Origin of the sequence: Moraxella sp. CTOTU46711, from assembly GCF_031975715.1 — a bacterium.
Taxonomy (GTDB): domain Bacteria; phylum Pseudomonadota; class Gammaproteobacteria; order Pseudomonadales; family Moraxellaceae; genus Faucicola.
On the sequence record NZ_DALYMP010000001.1, the window covers coordinates 811,011 to 826,175 of the forward strand.

At 44.9% G+C, this 15,165-nt stretch carries 13 protein-coding genes; 5 read left to right on the forward strand and 8 right to left on the reverse strand.

Going from position 1 to position 15,165, the window contains the following annotated elements; all coding sequences use genetic code 11:
• Positions 1–142 precede the first annotated feature (142 nt).
• The gene (locus RTJ53_RS03500) at positions 143–355 is read left to right on the forward strand and encodes a cold-shock protein (RefSeq protein WP_050324216.1); all 213 of its coding nucleotides are present in this window, start codon (positions 143–145) and stop codon (positions 353–355) included.
• A gap of 198 nt (positions 356–553) precedes the next feature.
• Here the strand turns inward: RTJ53_RS03500 and RTJ53_RS03505 are convergent, their stop codons facing one another.
• Complete coding sequence (locus RTJ53_RS03505; RefSeq protein ID WP_312275851.1) at positions 554–1,114, reverse strand: response regulator transcription factor; 561 nt, start codon at positions 1,112–1,114, stop codon at positions 554–556.
• Positions 1,115–1,123: 9 nt separating this feature from the next.
• On the reverse strand, positions 1,124–2,431 hold the full coding sequence (locus RTJ53_RS03510; protein WP_312275852.1) for a sensor histidine kinase: 1,308 nt from the start codon (positions 2,429–2,431) through the stop codon (positions 1,124–1,126).
• Between the two features lie 315 nt (positions 2,432–2,746).
• Between RTJ53_RS03510 and msrAB the strand changes: the two genes are divergently transcribed.
• Entirely contained in the window at positions 2,747–4,480 is a 1,734-nt protein-coding gene (gene msrAB / locus RTJ53_RS03515) for a bifunctional peptide-methionine (S)-S-oxide reductase MsrA/peptide-methionine (R)-S-oxide reductase MsrB (protein ID WP_312275929.1), read from the forward strand.
• 102 nt (positions 4,481–4,582) lie between these two features.
• On the opposite strand, the gene RTJ53_RS03520 is transcribed toward msrAB, so the two are convergent.
• The 5 genes from RTJ53_RS03520 to RTJ53_RS03540 form a co-directional block, all read right to left on the reverse strand.
• Positions 4,583–5,395 (reverse strand): SDR family oxidoreductase, encoded by an 813-nt coding sequence (locus RTJ53_RS03520; RefSeq protein WP_312275930.1) that lies wholly within the window; start codon positions 5,393–5,395, stop codon positions 4,583–4,585.
• A gap of 413 nt (positions 5,396–5,808) precedes the next feature.
• On the reverse strand, positions 5,809–6,612 hold the full coding sequence (locus RTJ53_RS03525; RefSeq protein WP_312275931.1) for an SDR family oxidoreductase: 804 nt from the start codon (positions 6,610–6,612) through the stop codon (positions 5,809–5,811).
• A 100-nt stretch (positions 6,613–6,712) separates the two neighbouring features.
• Positions 6,713–7,477, reverse strand: a complete 765-nt coding sequence (locus RTJ53_RS03530) for a histidine phosphatase family protein (RefSeq protein ID WP_312275853.1) — start codon at positions 7,475–7,477, stop codon at positions 6,713–6,715.
• 8 nt (positions 7,478–7,485) lie between these two features.
• Positions 7,486–8,553, reverse strand: a complete 1,068-nt coding sequence (locus RTJ53_RS03535) for a phosphotransferase family protein (protein WP_312275854.1) — start codon at positions 8,551–8,553, stop codon at positions 7,486–7,488.
• Positions 8,554–8,692: 139 nt separating this feature from the next.
• Complete coding sequence (locus tag RTJ53_RS03540) at positions 8,693–9,931, reverse strand: acyl-CoA dehydrogenase family protein (RefSeq protein ID WP_312275855.1); 1,239 nt, start codon at positions 9,929–9,931, stop codon at positions 8,693–8,695.
• Positions 9,932–10,104: 173 nt separating this feature from the next.
• Between RTJ53_RS03540 and RTJ53_RS03545 the strand changes: the two genes are divergently transcribed.
• Positions 10,105–11,052, forward strand: a complete 948-nt coding sequence (locus tag RTJ53_RS03545; protein WP_312275856.1) for a LysR family transcriptional regulator — start codon at positions 10,105–10,107, stop codon at positions 11,050–11,052.
• Positions 11,053–11,091: 39 nt separating this feature from the next.
• On the opposite strand, the gene gmk is transcribed toward RTJ53_RS03545, so the two are convergent.
• Entirely contained in the window at positions 11,092–11,709 is a 618-nt protein-coding gene (gmk, locus tag RTJ53_RS03550; RefSeq protein WP_007116269.1) for a guanylate kinase, read from the reverse strand.
• A gap of 196 nt (positions 11,710–11,905) precedes the next feature.
• On the opposite strand from gmk, the gene ispH reads away from it, so the two are divergent.
• Both ispH and htpG read left to right on the forward strand, forming a co-directional pair.
• Positions 11,906–12,874, forward strand: coding sequence for a 4-hydroxy-3-methylbut-2-enyl diphosphate reductase (ispH, locus tag RTJ53_RS03555; protein ID WP_312275857.1), 969 nt, complete (start codon positions 11,906–11,908; stop codon positions 12,872–12,874).
• 237 nt (positions 12,875–13,111) lie between these two features.
• Entirely contained in the window at positions 13,112–15,082 is a 1,971-nt protein-coding gene (gene htpG / locus RTJ53_RS03560) for a molecular chaperone HtpG (protein WP_312275858.1), read from the forward strand.
• Positions 15,083–15,165: the final 83 nt, after the last annotated feature.

Genomic DNA, 15,165 nt, shown 5'->3' on the forward strand with positions numbered 1-15,165 from the left:
ACGCTTGTGTCCTAGATTTTAAGTCAATCGTGTATCAAAACTGCCGCAATTCTTTCATACCGAATAGAATCGTGTTGTGGCTTAGTTCCAGCTTTAGGGTCAGATGACCACTTTTAAAATCTATCTAATCAAGGACAATCCTATGTCAAATACTGTAAACGGCACCGTAAAATGGTTTAACGAATCAAAAGGCTTTGGCTTTATCGAACAAGACAATGGCGGCAAAGACGTTTTCGCACATTATAGCCAAATCGCAAGCTCAGGTTTCAAAACCTTAGCGGAAGGTCAACGCGTATCTTTCGTTGTGACCCAAGGTCAAAAAGGCGACCAAGCTAGCAATATCGTTGCTATCTAAGGTTAGCTAAGCCTACTATCGTAAATGGTCTGATATCGTGACTGCGTGAATAACGCTGCATTGATTGATTAACCATTTGCATAGATATCAAAAAAGCGCTTATTTTATTATAAGCGCTTTTTTTGTGTTTTGTGCTCACCCAACTCTTTGACTGACTCGGCTGACAATGTGTGGGCTGCTGTGTGCGGTTAAAAAAGGTTATTGTGCATCCACTTTACGTTTTTTTTGTAGTTTGCGCTGTAGTGTGCGCCGGTGCATTTTTAGTATCCTCGCCGCTTCACTGATATTGCCTTGGCATTCCTCTAATACTTGGTGGATGTATTCCCATTCGTGATGTTCAAGTGATAAACGTTCATCTGTTGCACTACTTAGTGACTTTGTAGGGGCTGCTACAATATCCAATACTTTATAGATTTCATCCAGACTACAAGGCTTAGGCAAATAATGATACGCGCCCATTTTGACCGCACTGACGGCGGTAGCAATGCTGGCATAGCCAGTAAGCATTAAAATTTTGGCGTTGGGCGTAATAGCGAGTAATGGCTTAATCAGATGAATGCCGTTGTCATCACCGATGTTGAGATCCAATATAATAAACTTGGGTAACTGCTTCTTTGCCAGTTGTAGCGCGCTATCGGCATTGCTGGCCGTCAATACCTGATTGCCCTGCTTTTCCAACGACTTTTTTAAAATACGGCAAAACACCTCATCATCATCAATGATAAGCCATGTCTCTGCTAACAGGGGTGGGTGTTGCAAACTAGTCTCCTACAACAAACTGGCGGGGGCATGAATTACTGGTAACGTTATCTTCACGCACGTACCTGAATCATTTAACCTTTTTTGCAGGGGTGAATTTTGCTTATTGGTCAGCTCAAGGTGTCCGCCAACATATTCTATAACTGTTTTGGCAATCGTCAAGCCAAGCCCTAAGCCATGATCAGATTCGATGGCGGTTTGGTGTTGAATACGCTGTACCATGCTACTTTCGATACCCTGCCCGTTGTCTTCAATAATCATCACCACGTTTTGAGCAAGCTGTACATTAATAGCAAGCCTTGTGGCTTGTGCCTGCATGGCATTATTGAGCATATTCATCATAATAGAATACAGCTGTTCTTCACTCAACGGGACAGCGATCGGTTGTGGTGGTACATTGAGTGCTACTTCAACATGGGGGTTGATAAATTGCCAATCATTGACGACTTTGGGCAGTAGCGTTGGTAAATTTGATGACGTTACCCATGCCAATGGCTCAGATTGCACTGGTGGTAGGGCATTGGATTGGATGTGGGATTTGAGCTTGTGCAGCGATTGGCGGCAGACGTCGATTTGTGACTGTAACAGTTTTATGTCATCCAATAACTCATCGTCTTCATCTAATTGCTGGGCAATGTCATCGCTCAGTAATTGCATCGATGCAATCGGCGTGCTCATCTCATGGGCGATATTGGCAGCCAGACTACTGATGGCAAGCAACCGACGTTGTTGGTGAATGGCTTGCTGCGCTTGCTCAAGCGCCTGATAGCTGCGGCTCATCGCTTGTTTAAAATAAACCGTTAAGGCAGTTAACATGATGGCCGCAAAAATAAAAACCCCAAACATACCCAGTAAATGGAGTTTTTGACCCACCGCATGATCATGGTGGCTAAGGATCAGTGGCACATAACAATACCATAACAGCGTATACAGCCCAACTGACAGCACCGACAAGCTGATGATGTGCACGGTGCGCATCACCATAGACGCCACAGCAATCACCGTCAAAAATAAGGTAATCAACGGATTGGCGGCCCCACCTGAATAATAAATAAAGGCTGACCACGCCAGTAAATCCCCGATAAACCCCGCCAATGTGACCCAAGAGTGTTGTGGGTTAAATTGTCGAATAGCCATTAGGCGTTTAGTTAGCTCAACGCTGACCCCATACATAATGGTAATCGTGAGCAGATGATTGATTTGCTGTTTGGCAACGCCCCATTGGTCGGCACAAATCATGGCGGCGACCATAATAACTAACCAAGTATAGCGAGCAATCATGGGGGCTTTTGCGACGTTCTTGATGGCTTGATGCATGGGCAAACTTTTGACGAACCATAAAACAAGATTTTAGCATGAAGCAGCCGCACTTTGAGCGAATTAACGTGTCAAAAGTGAATCAATGGCTAGTCAATACTATGATAACCACAAATACACCAAAAATTTTCTCTTTAAACCCTATGGATGATGGCATAATTTTTTTAATGTTAATTTTTAAAACTTTAAAGTGTGCTTATTTGCTGATTCAATTACAATCAGATAAAGGCTCACTTTATGTTTGTAATTAAAAATTTATTTGAGTGCCCACTCACAGCTATCTTTGATGCTTTACAAATAGATGAGAAATGTACCATGGTCAATTTTCCTCAAAGTGCTAAGAATTTAACCGCTACCCTATTAATCAGCAGCCTGCTGTTGCTAGGTTGTCAAAAAATGAATGCCAAAGAAAACGCTGGCTCTGCGCGTGCTGCTAGCAAATCAGATGTATTGCCGACTGATACGTTAGCGACCTTACAAGGTTTGAGCCAGATCAATCCCAAATTAGGCAAAATGGGTCGTCATGTGATTGACCCCAATAAACCAACTGTGGTGAAATTTTGGGCAAGCTGGTGCCCGCTGTGTTTGGCAACGCTCCAAGAAAGCGACGCATGGGCAAAGCAGTATCCCAATATGAATGTCGTCAGCGTGGTCAGTCCAGGTCATTTGAGTGAAAAATCCCCCCAAGATTTTCAAACTTGGTACACAGTGCTTGCCAAAGACTATGCTAACCTACCGGTGCTTATGGATAACAATGGCAAGCTGATTAAACAATTTGGCGTGCAAGTCTATCCAAGTTTTGCGATTTTGGATAAACAAGGCAATTTATTAAAACTGGTCAAAGGCAATCTTACCTCAACACAAATCCAAGCCTTATCAGACAATGCTAGCAACGACTTTGCAGAACTCAAAGCCATGAATGAAGCAAAAAACCCGCCTAGTCAGACTGCCCAAGCTGATGAGCTGGCTAATAAACAAGCTAGCAAGCAAGCCGCTAGCATCAAAGCCTTAGTACCGATTAACCGTAACGGTGTGTATTATCAAGCAGATGGTAAAACCCCGATTCGCACGCGTACTATCTATCTGGCGGGTGGCTGTTTTTGGGGGCTAGAAGCCTATATGGAGCGCGTGGATGGCGTGGTCGATGCGATATCAGGTTATGCCAATGGCAATAGCGCGAACCCGAGCTATGAGCAGGTAATAGCAGGCTCAGGGCACGCAGAAACCGTCAAAGTTATCTATGATATCGATAAAACCAATCTTGCAACCCTCTTGGCGTACTATGTGCGAGTGATTGACCCGACCAGTCTCAACAAACAAGGCAATGACCGCGGGGCGCAATACCGCACCGGTATTTATTATACCGATGCCAATGATAAGCCAATCATTGATAAAACCCTTGCCGATTTGGCAAAAAAATATCCGCAAAAAATTGTGGTAGAAAATAAACCCTTGGCGAATTTTTATGACGCAGAAAATTATCACCAAGATTATCTGAGCAAAAATCCCAATGGCTACTGCCATATTGATATTAGCCTTGCCAATCAAAAAATCCCCGTTATCAAATCTTTAGCGCCTGCCACGACAGTCACCGAGGCACTCAATCCTACCCGCTATCAAAGCTACGATAAAAATGTAAAAAGTCGGTTGACCCAAGCGCAGTATGACGTCACCCAAAACGCAGCTACAGAGCGCGCCTTTAGCCATCAATACGACCATTTACTTGCTAAAGGTTTATATGTGGATATCGTCAGTGGCGAACCGTTGTTTTTATCTACGGATAAATATGATTCGGGGTGCGGCTGGCCGAGTTTTACCAAACCCATTAGCGCAAACGTCATTACCACTTCAACCGATAGCAGTTTTAACATGACACGAACGGAAGTGCGCTCGCGGGTCGCCAACTCACATTTGGGGCATGTGTTTGATGATGGTCCCAAGGATAAAGGCGGATTACGCTACTGTATCAATGGCGATGCGCTACAATTTATCGCTTTGGCAGACATGCAAGCGGCAGGCTATGGCGCACTTATGCCATTGGTCAAATAAGCAGCACTTTGACTGGTAACGGTATTAAAAACGCTTTGACGAACCATCAGCTGCCAAAGCGTTTTTGATTATGCTAAGAGATTAAAATTTTTAAATATGCGCTTATAAAAATTTGGTCATCACCCTGAGCGGCAATATTTTCATACCAATCCCAATCGGTAGCCAAGGCCATGCCGGGACAAAGGCTTCATCCACTTTGGCTTCAATTGCTTCGACAATCGCTTCGACGCCCTCTTCTTCTGTACTTTCAAACGGCAAATATTTGGCACCGATATTAAGCTCAGTACGGATATAACCGGGATAAATGGTGGTGACAGTAATCGGACGTTTTTCCTGCATCATATCAGCGCGAATGCCTTCGGCTAAATTTGCCAGTCCCGCTTTGGCAGCCGCATAGGTAGTGAGATGACGGGGCAAACCGCGCACCGCTGACATACTTGAGATGACCACCAACTGACCGCTGTTTTGCTGGCGAAAAATCTTCATCGCCGCCTCACACTGGGCAATCGCTGCGATAAAATTGACTTCCGCGGTATGGCGATTGGTCTCAAAGCGTCCATGACCAATGACGCGGCTATCGCCCACCCCTGCATTGACGATAATTTTATCAATGGTTTTCCCTTGGGTTTTGCAGTCACTCACAAAGCTATCAAATACCGTAAAAATCTGATTATAATCGGTGACATCCAAAGTTTTGACAGAGACTTTGACAGGGTACTTGCTTTCAATGTCTTGCTTTAACGCATTTAATCGCTCTTCTCGTCTGGCGCAAATTGCCAAATCATAGCCTAGATAAGCAAATCGGCGTGCCATCATCGCGCCAATCCCTGAGCTGGCACCGGTAATCAATACGGTTTTGCCTTGACCGATACCTTGTAGCTCTGCTAATGAGCGGCGATTGACCAGTTTTTTCATCACAAATTGGCCGTATTTATCAATTTTTTGTAGCGCGTTTTCAAGTTTTTTCATCGTTTGCTTGCCTGTACCACTCAGTTATCGTAACAATAAAGAAAATTCATAAAAGAGATGGTGATTTTATCATTTCGACCCTTGTCTAGCCTACTGCAAATATCATTATAGGCGTTAAATACATAAGATAAACAAGGATGGCGATAGGGTTAATGATGACTGATACCCTTTAGCCTTTCATACTCATTATTTTTTATAACAGCCTTCTACTCGGTGATGTCAAATCTGTCGCCAAAGGCAAATATACAGGCTGGCAATGCGCTATATTAGGACGCCCTATATCAAGACACCCAATGTGAAGACAATAAAAAACCCAAATCAGCGCAAGGTCTCATTTGGGTTTTTTAGAAATTTTTGGGTTATGCCAAACCATTGACCCATGTCAGTGGGGCGTTTTTCATCCAATCACTCATCAGTGTCCACGGTTGTTCAGGGACACATGCTTCATCAGGCTCGCCTTCAATCGCGATTGCCAATGCTTTCGTGCCGATCTCTTCACTCACTTCAAAGGGTAACGGTTTAGCGCCTTCGTTAATCTCAGTGCGTATGTACCCTGGATAAATCGTTGACACTTTAATCGGTAACTTAGAGAGCAGCATATCGGCGCGAATCCCTTCAGCAAGCTGTGCAATCGCTGATTTACTTGCTGCGTATACTGACATATGTTTTGGCAGACCACGGAACGCCGACATACTTGAGATAACCACCAAATGACCGCTATTTTGGGCGCGAAAAATTTCCATTGCCGCTTCACACTGGGCAAGACCTGAGATAAAATTGATTTCGGCAGTTTTGCGATTAATATCAAAATTACCCTTGCCAATGCGGCGTCCCTCACCGACCCCTGCATTGATGATGATACGATCAAGCTTGCCAAACTCTTGGGCAAATTCATGAAACACTTTAAAAACCTGCGTATAATCAGTCACATCGAGTGCCTTAACACTGACTTTAATCGTCGGATTATCCGCTAATAGGTTGGCTCTGAGTTGTTCTAGGCGTTCGGTGCGTCGCGCACAAATTGCCAAATTATAGCCCATGCGAGCAAAATGGGTCGCCATGCCTGCCCCCAGGCCTGAGCTTGCGCCAGTAATCAAGATAGTTTTACCCTTGCCCACTTGGTTATCTGTAAAAGGGGATAAGTCAGTGTTCGGGGGTGTCATTGTGGTTTGAACTTGCTGCAGTAATTCCGGTAGTGTTTGCATTATTTTTTCCTTAATTATTTATTAAATTTTTTTAAACGTTAAACTGGTAAGCTAAACCTTAGCGCCAAGTCACCATCTGCTCACCTTGTTGGTACAAATAGCTAAATTCATTAAAGGTCTGTAAAAAAACACCTTGGTCACTCACGCGAAATTGGTGAACACTGGCGTTGGCGATATGCCAGTTCAAATCAAAAGCTTGCACATCCGACAGCTTCATCACTTGCTGCATGATACTGGCAATCACGCCACCTGAAGTAAATACCATCGCGTGTTCATGCTCACCAGTTTGGGCAATTAAACGCTCAAAACCGTTCCAAGTGCGCTGCAAAAAGTGTTGCCAACTTTCATCATAATCACTGTCGTATTGACCGCTTTGCCAACGGCTCATGGCTTGGGTAAAAATCTCAGTAAAGCTAATTTCAGGGTGTGTTTGACTGGACAAATACGCCATAAAACTGGCTTTATCCGCAAATGGCAATCCAGCTTTATAAAGAATTTGCTCATGATTAAACTCATTAAAACCCTCTTCTTCACCCAACAATAGCGGCATGGTCAAACTGGGATTTGCTATGTTTTGCATATGGTGAGTGATTTCGGTTAGTTCAATGCCTTCACGGGTGACATAATAATGGCTCAAAAAATGCTTGAGACTGTCCTTTTGGCGCGCCATGCTGCCTGACATCAGCGCGTGCACTTGCCGACCTGACTGGCGAAAACTATCACCAAGCCATTGGGTCTGAGCGATACCTTTTGGGGACAGTTGGTCATAATTGTCTGCGCCAAATGACGCTTGCCCATGACGGACAAGGCTGATGAGTTTCATGAAAATCCCTATGATTTATTGTTATTTTTTTCGATAAGTTCGACGCATCGCTCGTGCAAGGCATTGACAATCACGCCAAAATCTTTGAACGCCGGGTTGTCGGTCTGCCCATGATAATAACGGTAATAAATCTGCTGCGCAATCGCTGCCAAGCGAAACACCCCAAACACTTCGTAAAAGCGCCAGTTGTCCACTTTCAGCCCCGTTTTTTGCAGGTAGTACTCGACCACTTCGGCACGGGTCATCATGCCTGGCAGATTGGTCGGCTGACGGCGCGTAGCTTTCATCACCGCATTGTCATCGGCTTGAATCCAGTAAGCTAACGCACAGCCCAAATCCATTAAAGGGTCGCCTATCGTTGCCATTTCCCAATCGAGCACGCCAATGATGTTGGTTGGATTGTTTGGGTCCAAAATCACATTGTCAAAACGCCAGTCATTATGAATCACGCTAGTTTTGACATCTTTTGGGATGTTGGCTTTTAACCACTGGCGCACATCGGCGAAATCAGGCACATCAGGCGTGCGGGCTTGCTCATAGCGTTTATCCCAGCCCATGACTTGACGCTCGCAGTAGCCTTCGCCTTTGCCAAGTGCCACCAAATCAGGGTTTTGGGTATAATCGACCTTGTGTAAATCTATCAGTGCATCGACCGCCTGCCGGCATAGCTCGCTGACTTGCTGTTCGCTTAACGTCAACGCTTTGGGCAAATTGGCGCGGGGAATAATGCCTTCGATGCGATCCATGACATAAAAATCGCAACCAATCACGCGGTCATCGGTACACAGGGCGACCATATTGGGGACGCGTGGGTATTGTGATTGCAGCGCTTTTTGAACTTTGTACTCACGCACCATATCATGGGCGGATTTGGCTTTGGTACCTTTGGGTGGGCGGCGTAAAATCAAATCACGGTTGGCATATTTTAGGCGGTATGTCCAGTTGGATGCGCCCCCTGAAAATTGGGTGACTTCTGGCTGACCTTGCAAAGCGATGCCTTGGCTCATTAAATACTCGGTGACCGCGTCGCTGTCAATCTCTTCGCCTTTGCGTACTGGGTTCGCAGTATCAAGCATAATTTCATCCTTGTTTTTTATCTTGTTTTTTAACTTGTATTTTTAACTAGGTCAAATAGCAAAACGACGTAACTCAACATTACGCCTATTTTGTTAGCTAGCTATCTTTTTTGTTAACTAGCTATTAGCTATCTAGTAGTTATTTGGTCGTCGCTTGTTGGCGTTTTTTCACTTCCAGTTTGGCAATCATGCCTTTATGCACTTCGTCAGGTCCATCGGCAAGGCGTAGGCTGCGGGCTTGGTTAAAGAACATCGGCAACAGCGTATCTTGGCTCACACCCATCCCCCCATGCAGCTGAATCGCCATATCGACGACTTCTTGGAGTACCGTTGGGGCGACCACTTTAATGGCTGAGATTTCGGTCAACGCCGCTTTGGTGCCAAGTTTATCCATTTTATAGGCAGCATACAGGGTTAATAGACGCGCTTGGTCAATTTTGACACGGGCGTCAGCGATACGTTCACGGTTGCCCCCTAAATCAAGCAGCGGTTTGCCAAATGCACTACGGCTTAGACCCCGATCGATGGCAAGTTCCAGCGATTTTTCTGCCGCGCCAATACAACGCATACAGTGGTGAATCCGACCCGGTCCTAAGCGCCCTTGTGCAATAGCAAATCCCTCGCCTGCCCCGCCGATGACGTTGCTAAGCGGCACACGCACGTTGTCAAAAAGCATTTCGCCATGTCCATGCGGTGCATCATAATCATTAAACACTTTGAGCATACGTTCAATCTTGACGCCTTTGGCATCTATAGGTACCAGTACCATGGTGTGCTGATGGTGGCGATCTTTGCTCTCATCTGGGGTGTGTGCCATAAAAATAATAAGTTTAGCGTTTGGATCGCCCAAACCTGATGACCACCATTTGCGACCGTTGAGCACAATTTCATCGCCTTCGACAATCGCTGTGGCTTGCATATTGGTGGCATCACTACTGGCCACTGCAGGCTCTGTCATGCCAAACACGGAGCGAATCTCGCCTGCCAATAACGGCGTTAACCATTGCTGTTTTTGGGCGTCGTTACCGTAGCGCCAAATCAATTCCATATTGCCACTATCTGGGGCATTACAGTTAAACACATGGGGGGCAATAAGACTTCTGCCAGACAACTCAGCAATATGGGCGTATTCTTGCACGCTTAATCCTTGACCCAGTTGCTGGTCTGGCAAAAACATATTCCATAAATTTTGCGCACGGGCTTTGGTTTTTAATTCTTCAAGTTTGGCAGGCCATTGCCAAGTCGTCCAATCGCCTGTGGGATTAAGCTTATGCGCCGCTTGCCAAAATTCTGCTTCAATCGGTTCGATTTCGGTTTGAATAAATGCTTTGGTACGGGCGATGTAATCTTTTGCTTTATCGCTAAGTTGGAATTCCATTGGGCATTGTCCTTTATTGGCTAAAACAATCATTGAATCAGCTTAACGGATTTATTATCATGAATAAAATGATTTTAATTAGTAGAATACTATGAATGACATTCATATAACTGAGGTATATTAGGCAAATTATTAATCAAACAACCGCCCTCTATTTGTACGGTATTATCCAAATGTTGCATAAAAATCCGTTAAAGCAGCTTGACTTAAATTTGCTTAGGCTATTTATTTATATTTTTGAGCTTAAAAATCTTACCCATACCGCAGAAGCTTTGCATTTAAGCCAATCGGCGATTAGCCATGCGTTAGGTCGTCTTCGTCAGGCGCTCGGAGACGAACTTTTTTATCGGGAAAAAGGTGAGCTGCACCCCACGCTGTATGCCAAACGGCTTTATCCCACCGTCAAACAAAGCTTTGAAAATCTCGAACAAATATTTCAAACTAACCATTTATTGAGCGAGGGCAAACTTGGCGAGATGGCGCAGCAGAGCTTTGCCACGTTGACGATTGCCATGCACGATGAAATTGAATTGATTGTGTTTAACAAATTGGTCAGCCAAATTCATCAAGTCCTGCCCAATTGCCAAATCACCAGTAGCCGGCTCAATCGCTCAGCGCTTGCGCATGAACTAAAAGTTGGAAAGCTGGATTTTGCCATTGATGTGGCGCGGGTGGTGGATAGTGAGATTATGCATCAACCCTTGTTGCGAGATGAGTTTGTGCTGGTGTTGTATGCGCCAAATTTTGCGGCTGAATTGGCGAATCAACCGACTATCACCCAAGCCCAGTATTTTGCCAGTCAACATATAACTGTGTCATCACGGCGACTAGGTCTGTCGATTGAAGATAGTTTATTGTCCAAAGCAGGTTGGCAGCGGCAGAGTAAAATCCGTTGCCAACATTATGCCACTGCTTTTCAATTGCTAAAACAGGATAAGTTATTGCTCACCTTGCCGCGCCAGTTAGCCACCACATTTTTGCCACCCGCCCAAGGCTGGCAGATTTTGGATTTGCCAATTGAGTTAACTCATATCGAGTTACACGGGTATTGGCACCAACAACAACAGGTTGACCCGCTGTATGGGTGGCTAAGACAGCAGATTTTTAGTGCGTTTTATTAGCTCGTTGCGCTTATTGATTATTTATAGGCTATTGATGATTTATTCAGACAATAGCTGCTCAATACGGCCAGCGTGGCGCTCTTGCTGTTTAGCCAGTGTCAAACGATTGGCGATGATGATTGATTTTAACTCCGCTAATGCCACGTCGAAATTGTCATTAATCACCACATAATCAAAATTCACGTATTGCGACATTTCATTGACCGAACCGGCAAGACGTCTTTCAATCACCTCTTGACTGTCTTGTCCGCGATTGGAAAGCCGCTGGCGCAGCGATTGGCGGTCGGGCGGTAGGATAAAAATGGTCGTGGCATCGGGACGCAATTTTTGCACTTGCAGCGCGCCCTGCCAGTCGATTTCTAAGATGACATCTAAGCCATTGCTCAGCATAAATTCCACTGTGGACTGGGCCGTGCCATAGTAGTTTTCAAACACCTCGGCATGCTCCAAAAACTCACCTTGCTTAATCATATCAGCAAATATCTCACGGCTGACAAAATGATAATGCTGCCCATCAATCTCACCAGGACGTGGCTTGCGAGTCGAATGCGAGATACTAACCGCCAAGTCATTGGTCGTTGCAATCAGCTGTTTGACCAGCGATGTTTTGCCAGTACCGCTTGCTGCGGTGATGATAAATAATGAGCCTTTGGTCATGACGTATCCTTAGGGGTTTGATGAAGTAAGTAGTAGCCATTTTCGAATCGGCTATTTTAGCAATTTTTGCTAACAATTTCTGCGTAATTTAGCCTTTCAATACCGATTCGCTGATTTTTTACGTTTAACATATTTTGCGTGTATGAACTCATGGTAAACTAGCCACATGAATCATCAATGACTGAAGAACTGCGTTATGAAAATTTTACTCGCCAATCCCCGTGGTTTTTGTGCTGGGGTCGATAGAGCCATCGAAATCGTTAATGTCTGCCTTGAGCGCTTTGAACCGCCTATTTATGTGCGCCATGAAGTGGTCCACAACAAGTTTGTGGTGGAAGACCTGGCCAATCGCGGTGCGGTATTTGTCGAAGAGTTGGATGAAGTGCCCGATGGGGCGATTGTGATTTTTTCAGCGCATGGCGTCTCTAAAGCCGTGGAAGATGAAGCCGAACGCCGTGATTTGACCGTGTTTGATGCCACTTGCCCACTGGTTACCAAAGTCCATATCGAAGTCAATAAATTTGCCAAAACAGGCGTAGACGCGGTGTTGATTGGTCATGCCGGTCATCCAGAGGTAGAAGGCACGATGGGGCGCTTCGATCCACAATACGGTGGGCGTATTCACTTAATTGAAGATGTGGTGGATGTTGCCAATCTTGACCTACCGACGGATACTGATTTGGCATTTGTCACCCAAACCACCCTATCGATGGATGACACCGCAGAAGTGATTGATGCGCTAAAAAATAAATTCCCCAAAATCCATGCGCCTCGTAAAGATGATATTTGTTATGCCACCCAAAATCGTCAAGATGCGGTCAAGGAGCTTGCAGCGCGTTGTCAAGTGGTGCTAGTGGTCGGCTCACCCAACTCATCCAATTCCAATCGCTTGCGTGAACTCGCGGAGCGCTTGGGCGCCAAAGCGCATTTGATTGATAATGCAGGCGAAATGCAAAAAGACTGGTTTGCAGGCGTGGATACGGTAGGCGTGACTGCGGGTGCATCCGCGCCTGAGGTATTGATTCAAGAGGTATTAGATACCTTACAATCCTGGGGCGGCGAAAAACCTGAAGAATTATCAGGTATTTTGGAAAACGTGACCTTTAGCTTGCCCAAAGCGTTACGCTCACCCCAACTGTCTAATTCTAGTGAATCCAAGATTTAAAAGAGATATAGTATCGGATAGATAGCAAGTAAAGCCGGGTATAAGTCTACTCGGCTTTTTATTGGTCATTTAATTATTGAATATTTAAACACTGCTTGCATCATTGTTTTCATTATTTAAAAATTAAAAAATTGTGCCGCTTATGCTTGAAATAGTTTTGCATTCACCCTAACTATGACAACGAACCATCATAAATTGGGTTAATTATTTTTATTCTTATTTTAGGAGTTACTTACTATGGCAGATTCAAACAAACCTGAGCCAAAAAAACATAGCTTTGAAGCTGAAGTCGCGCAACTATTACATCTAGTCACCCACTCGCTTTATTCAAATGCGGATATCTTTGTGCGTGAGCTGGTTTCAAATGCGTCTGATGCCTGTGACAAGTTGCGCTTTGAAGGCAATCAAAACGACGCGCTGTATGAAGGTGACAGTGAACTACGCATTCGCATTGATATTGATAAAGATGCCAAAACCATCAGCTTTATTGACAATGGTATCGGTATGAACGAAGCCGATGCCGTAGAGCATTTGGGGACTATTGCCAAATCAGGCACCAAAGCTTTCTTAGAAAAATTATCTGATGCGCAAAAACAAGACGGCAATTTGATTGGTCAATTTGGGGTGGGTTTTTATTCAGGTTTTATCGTAGCGGACACCATCACGGTGGAATCTCGTAAAGCAGGTGAGCCTGCCAGCCAAGGCGTACGCTGGGTTTCAGACGGCACCGGTGAATTCACCACCGAAACCATCGAAAAGCCTACCCGTGGCACGACAGTGATGTTACATGTTACCGATGAACACAGCGAATACCTTGACCGCCACAAAATCAAATCTTTAGTCAATAAATACTCTGACCATATCAGCTTGCCAATCCAAATGCGCAAAGAAGTTTGGCAAGAAGAAGAACTCACTGACGCGCAAAAAACTGCTAATTCAGAAGCAGGGGGCGAAGCTGCCAAAGGTGAGATGCCCCAAGGTCAAATGATAACCACCGATGAATGGGAAACCATCAACCAAGCCAATGCCCTATGGACGCGCTCACCTTCAGAAATTGAAGATGAAGAGTATCAAGAATTTTATAAAAATCTTACCTATGACTATGATGAGCCGCTAACTTGGACGCACAACCGTGTCGAAGGACGTCTACAATATACCCAGCTGCTATATATCCCTAAAAAAGCGCCGTTTGACCTGTACCAACGTGAGCAAAAACACGGTCTAAAACTGTACGTCAAACGTGTATTTATCATGGATGATGCCGAGCAGTTATTGCCGATGTATCTGCGTTTTGTCAAAGGGGTGATTGATACCGCTGATTTACCGCTTAATGTCAGCCGTGAAATCCTGCAAGAGTCTCGCGATGTCAAATCTATCCGCGATGGTAACGCCCGCCGTATATTGACCGTGCTAGCTAGCCTAGCCAATAGCGATGAACCTGAAAAGCAAGAAAAATATAAACAGTTTTATGCTGAATTTGGCAACGTCTTAAAAGAAGGCTTGGGTGAAGACCAAAGCAATATGGATAAAATTGCCAAATTATTGCGCTATGCCACTACCACTGATGACAATGTGGTCACCAGCTTTGACGACTATAAAGGTCGTATGAAAGACGGTCAGAAGGCGATTTATTATCTAACCGCTGAAAACCTTGCCGCCGCCAAAGCCAGTCCGCAACTTGAAGTGTTCAAGAAAAAAGGCATTGAAGTCATCTTGATGACCAACCCGGTTGATGAATGGGCAATGAACTTTATGTTTGAATACGATGGCACACCGCTACAAAACATCGCCAAAGGCGCGGTAGACTTGGGCGATTTGACCGATGAAGCCGAGAAGGAAGAAGCCAAAAAAGCGGAAGAAACCTTCAAGCCTGTGGTAGAAAAACTCAAAGGCGTGTTAGGTAGCCGTGCTAAAGACATACGAGTATCCAACCGCCTTGTCGATAGCCCTGCTTTGCTAGTGACTGCAGATGGTGAGCTATCACCACAGATGATTCAAATGCTCAAACAGATGGGGCAACCTGTGCCAGAGAGCAAACCAATTTTGGAAGTCAATCCAAACCATCCGCTCATTCAAAAATTGGAAAGCGCGGAGCAGTTCGATGACCTTGCGCAAGTGATTTTTGACCAAGCATTACTTGCTGAAGGCGGTCAGCTTGAAGACCCAGCCGCTTATCTCAAACGCGTCAATGCGTTGTTGATGAAGTAAGTTATTTTGCTGGCTTCAAAATAAAACCGATAAATGAAAGCTGATAAATAAAAACCGAAGCCTAGGCTGTTGCTTAGGCTTCG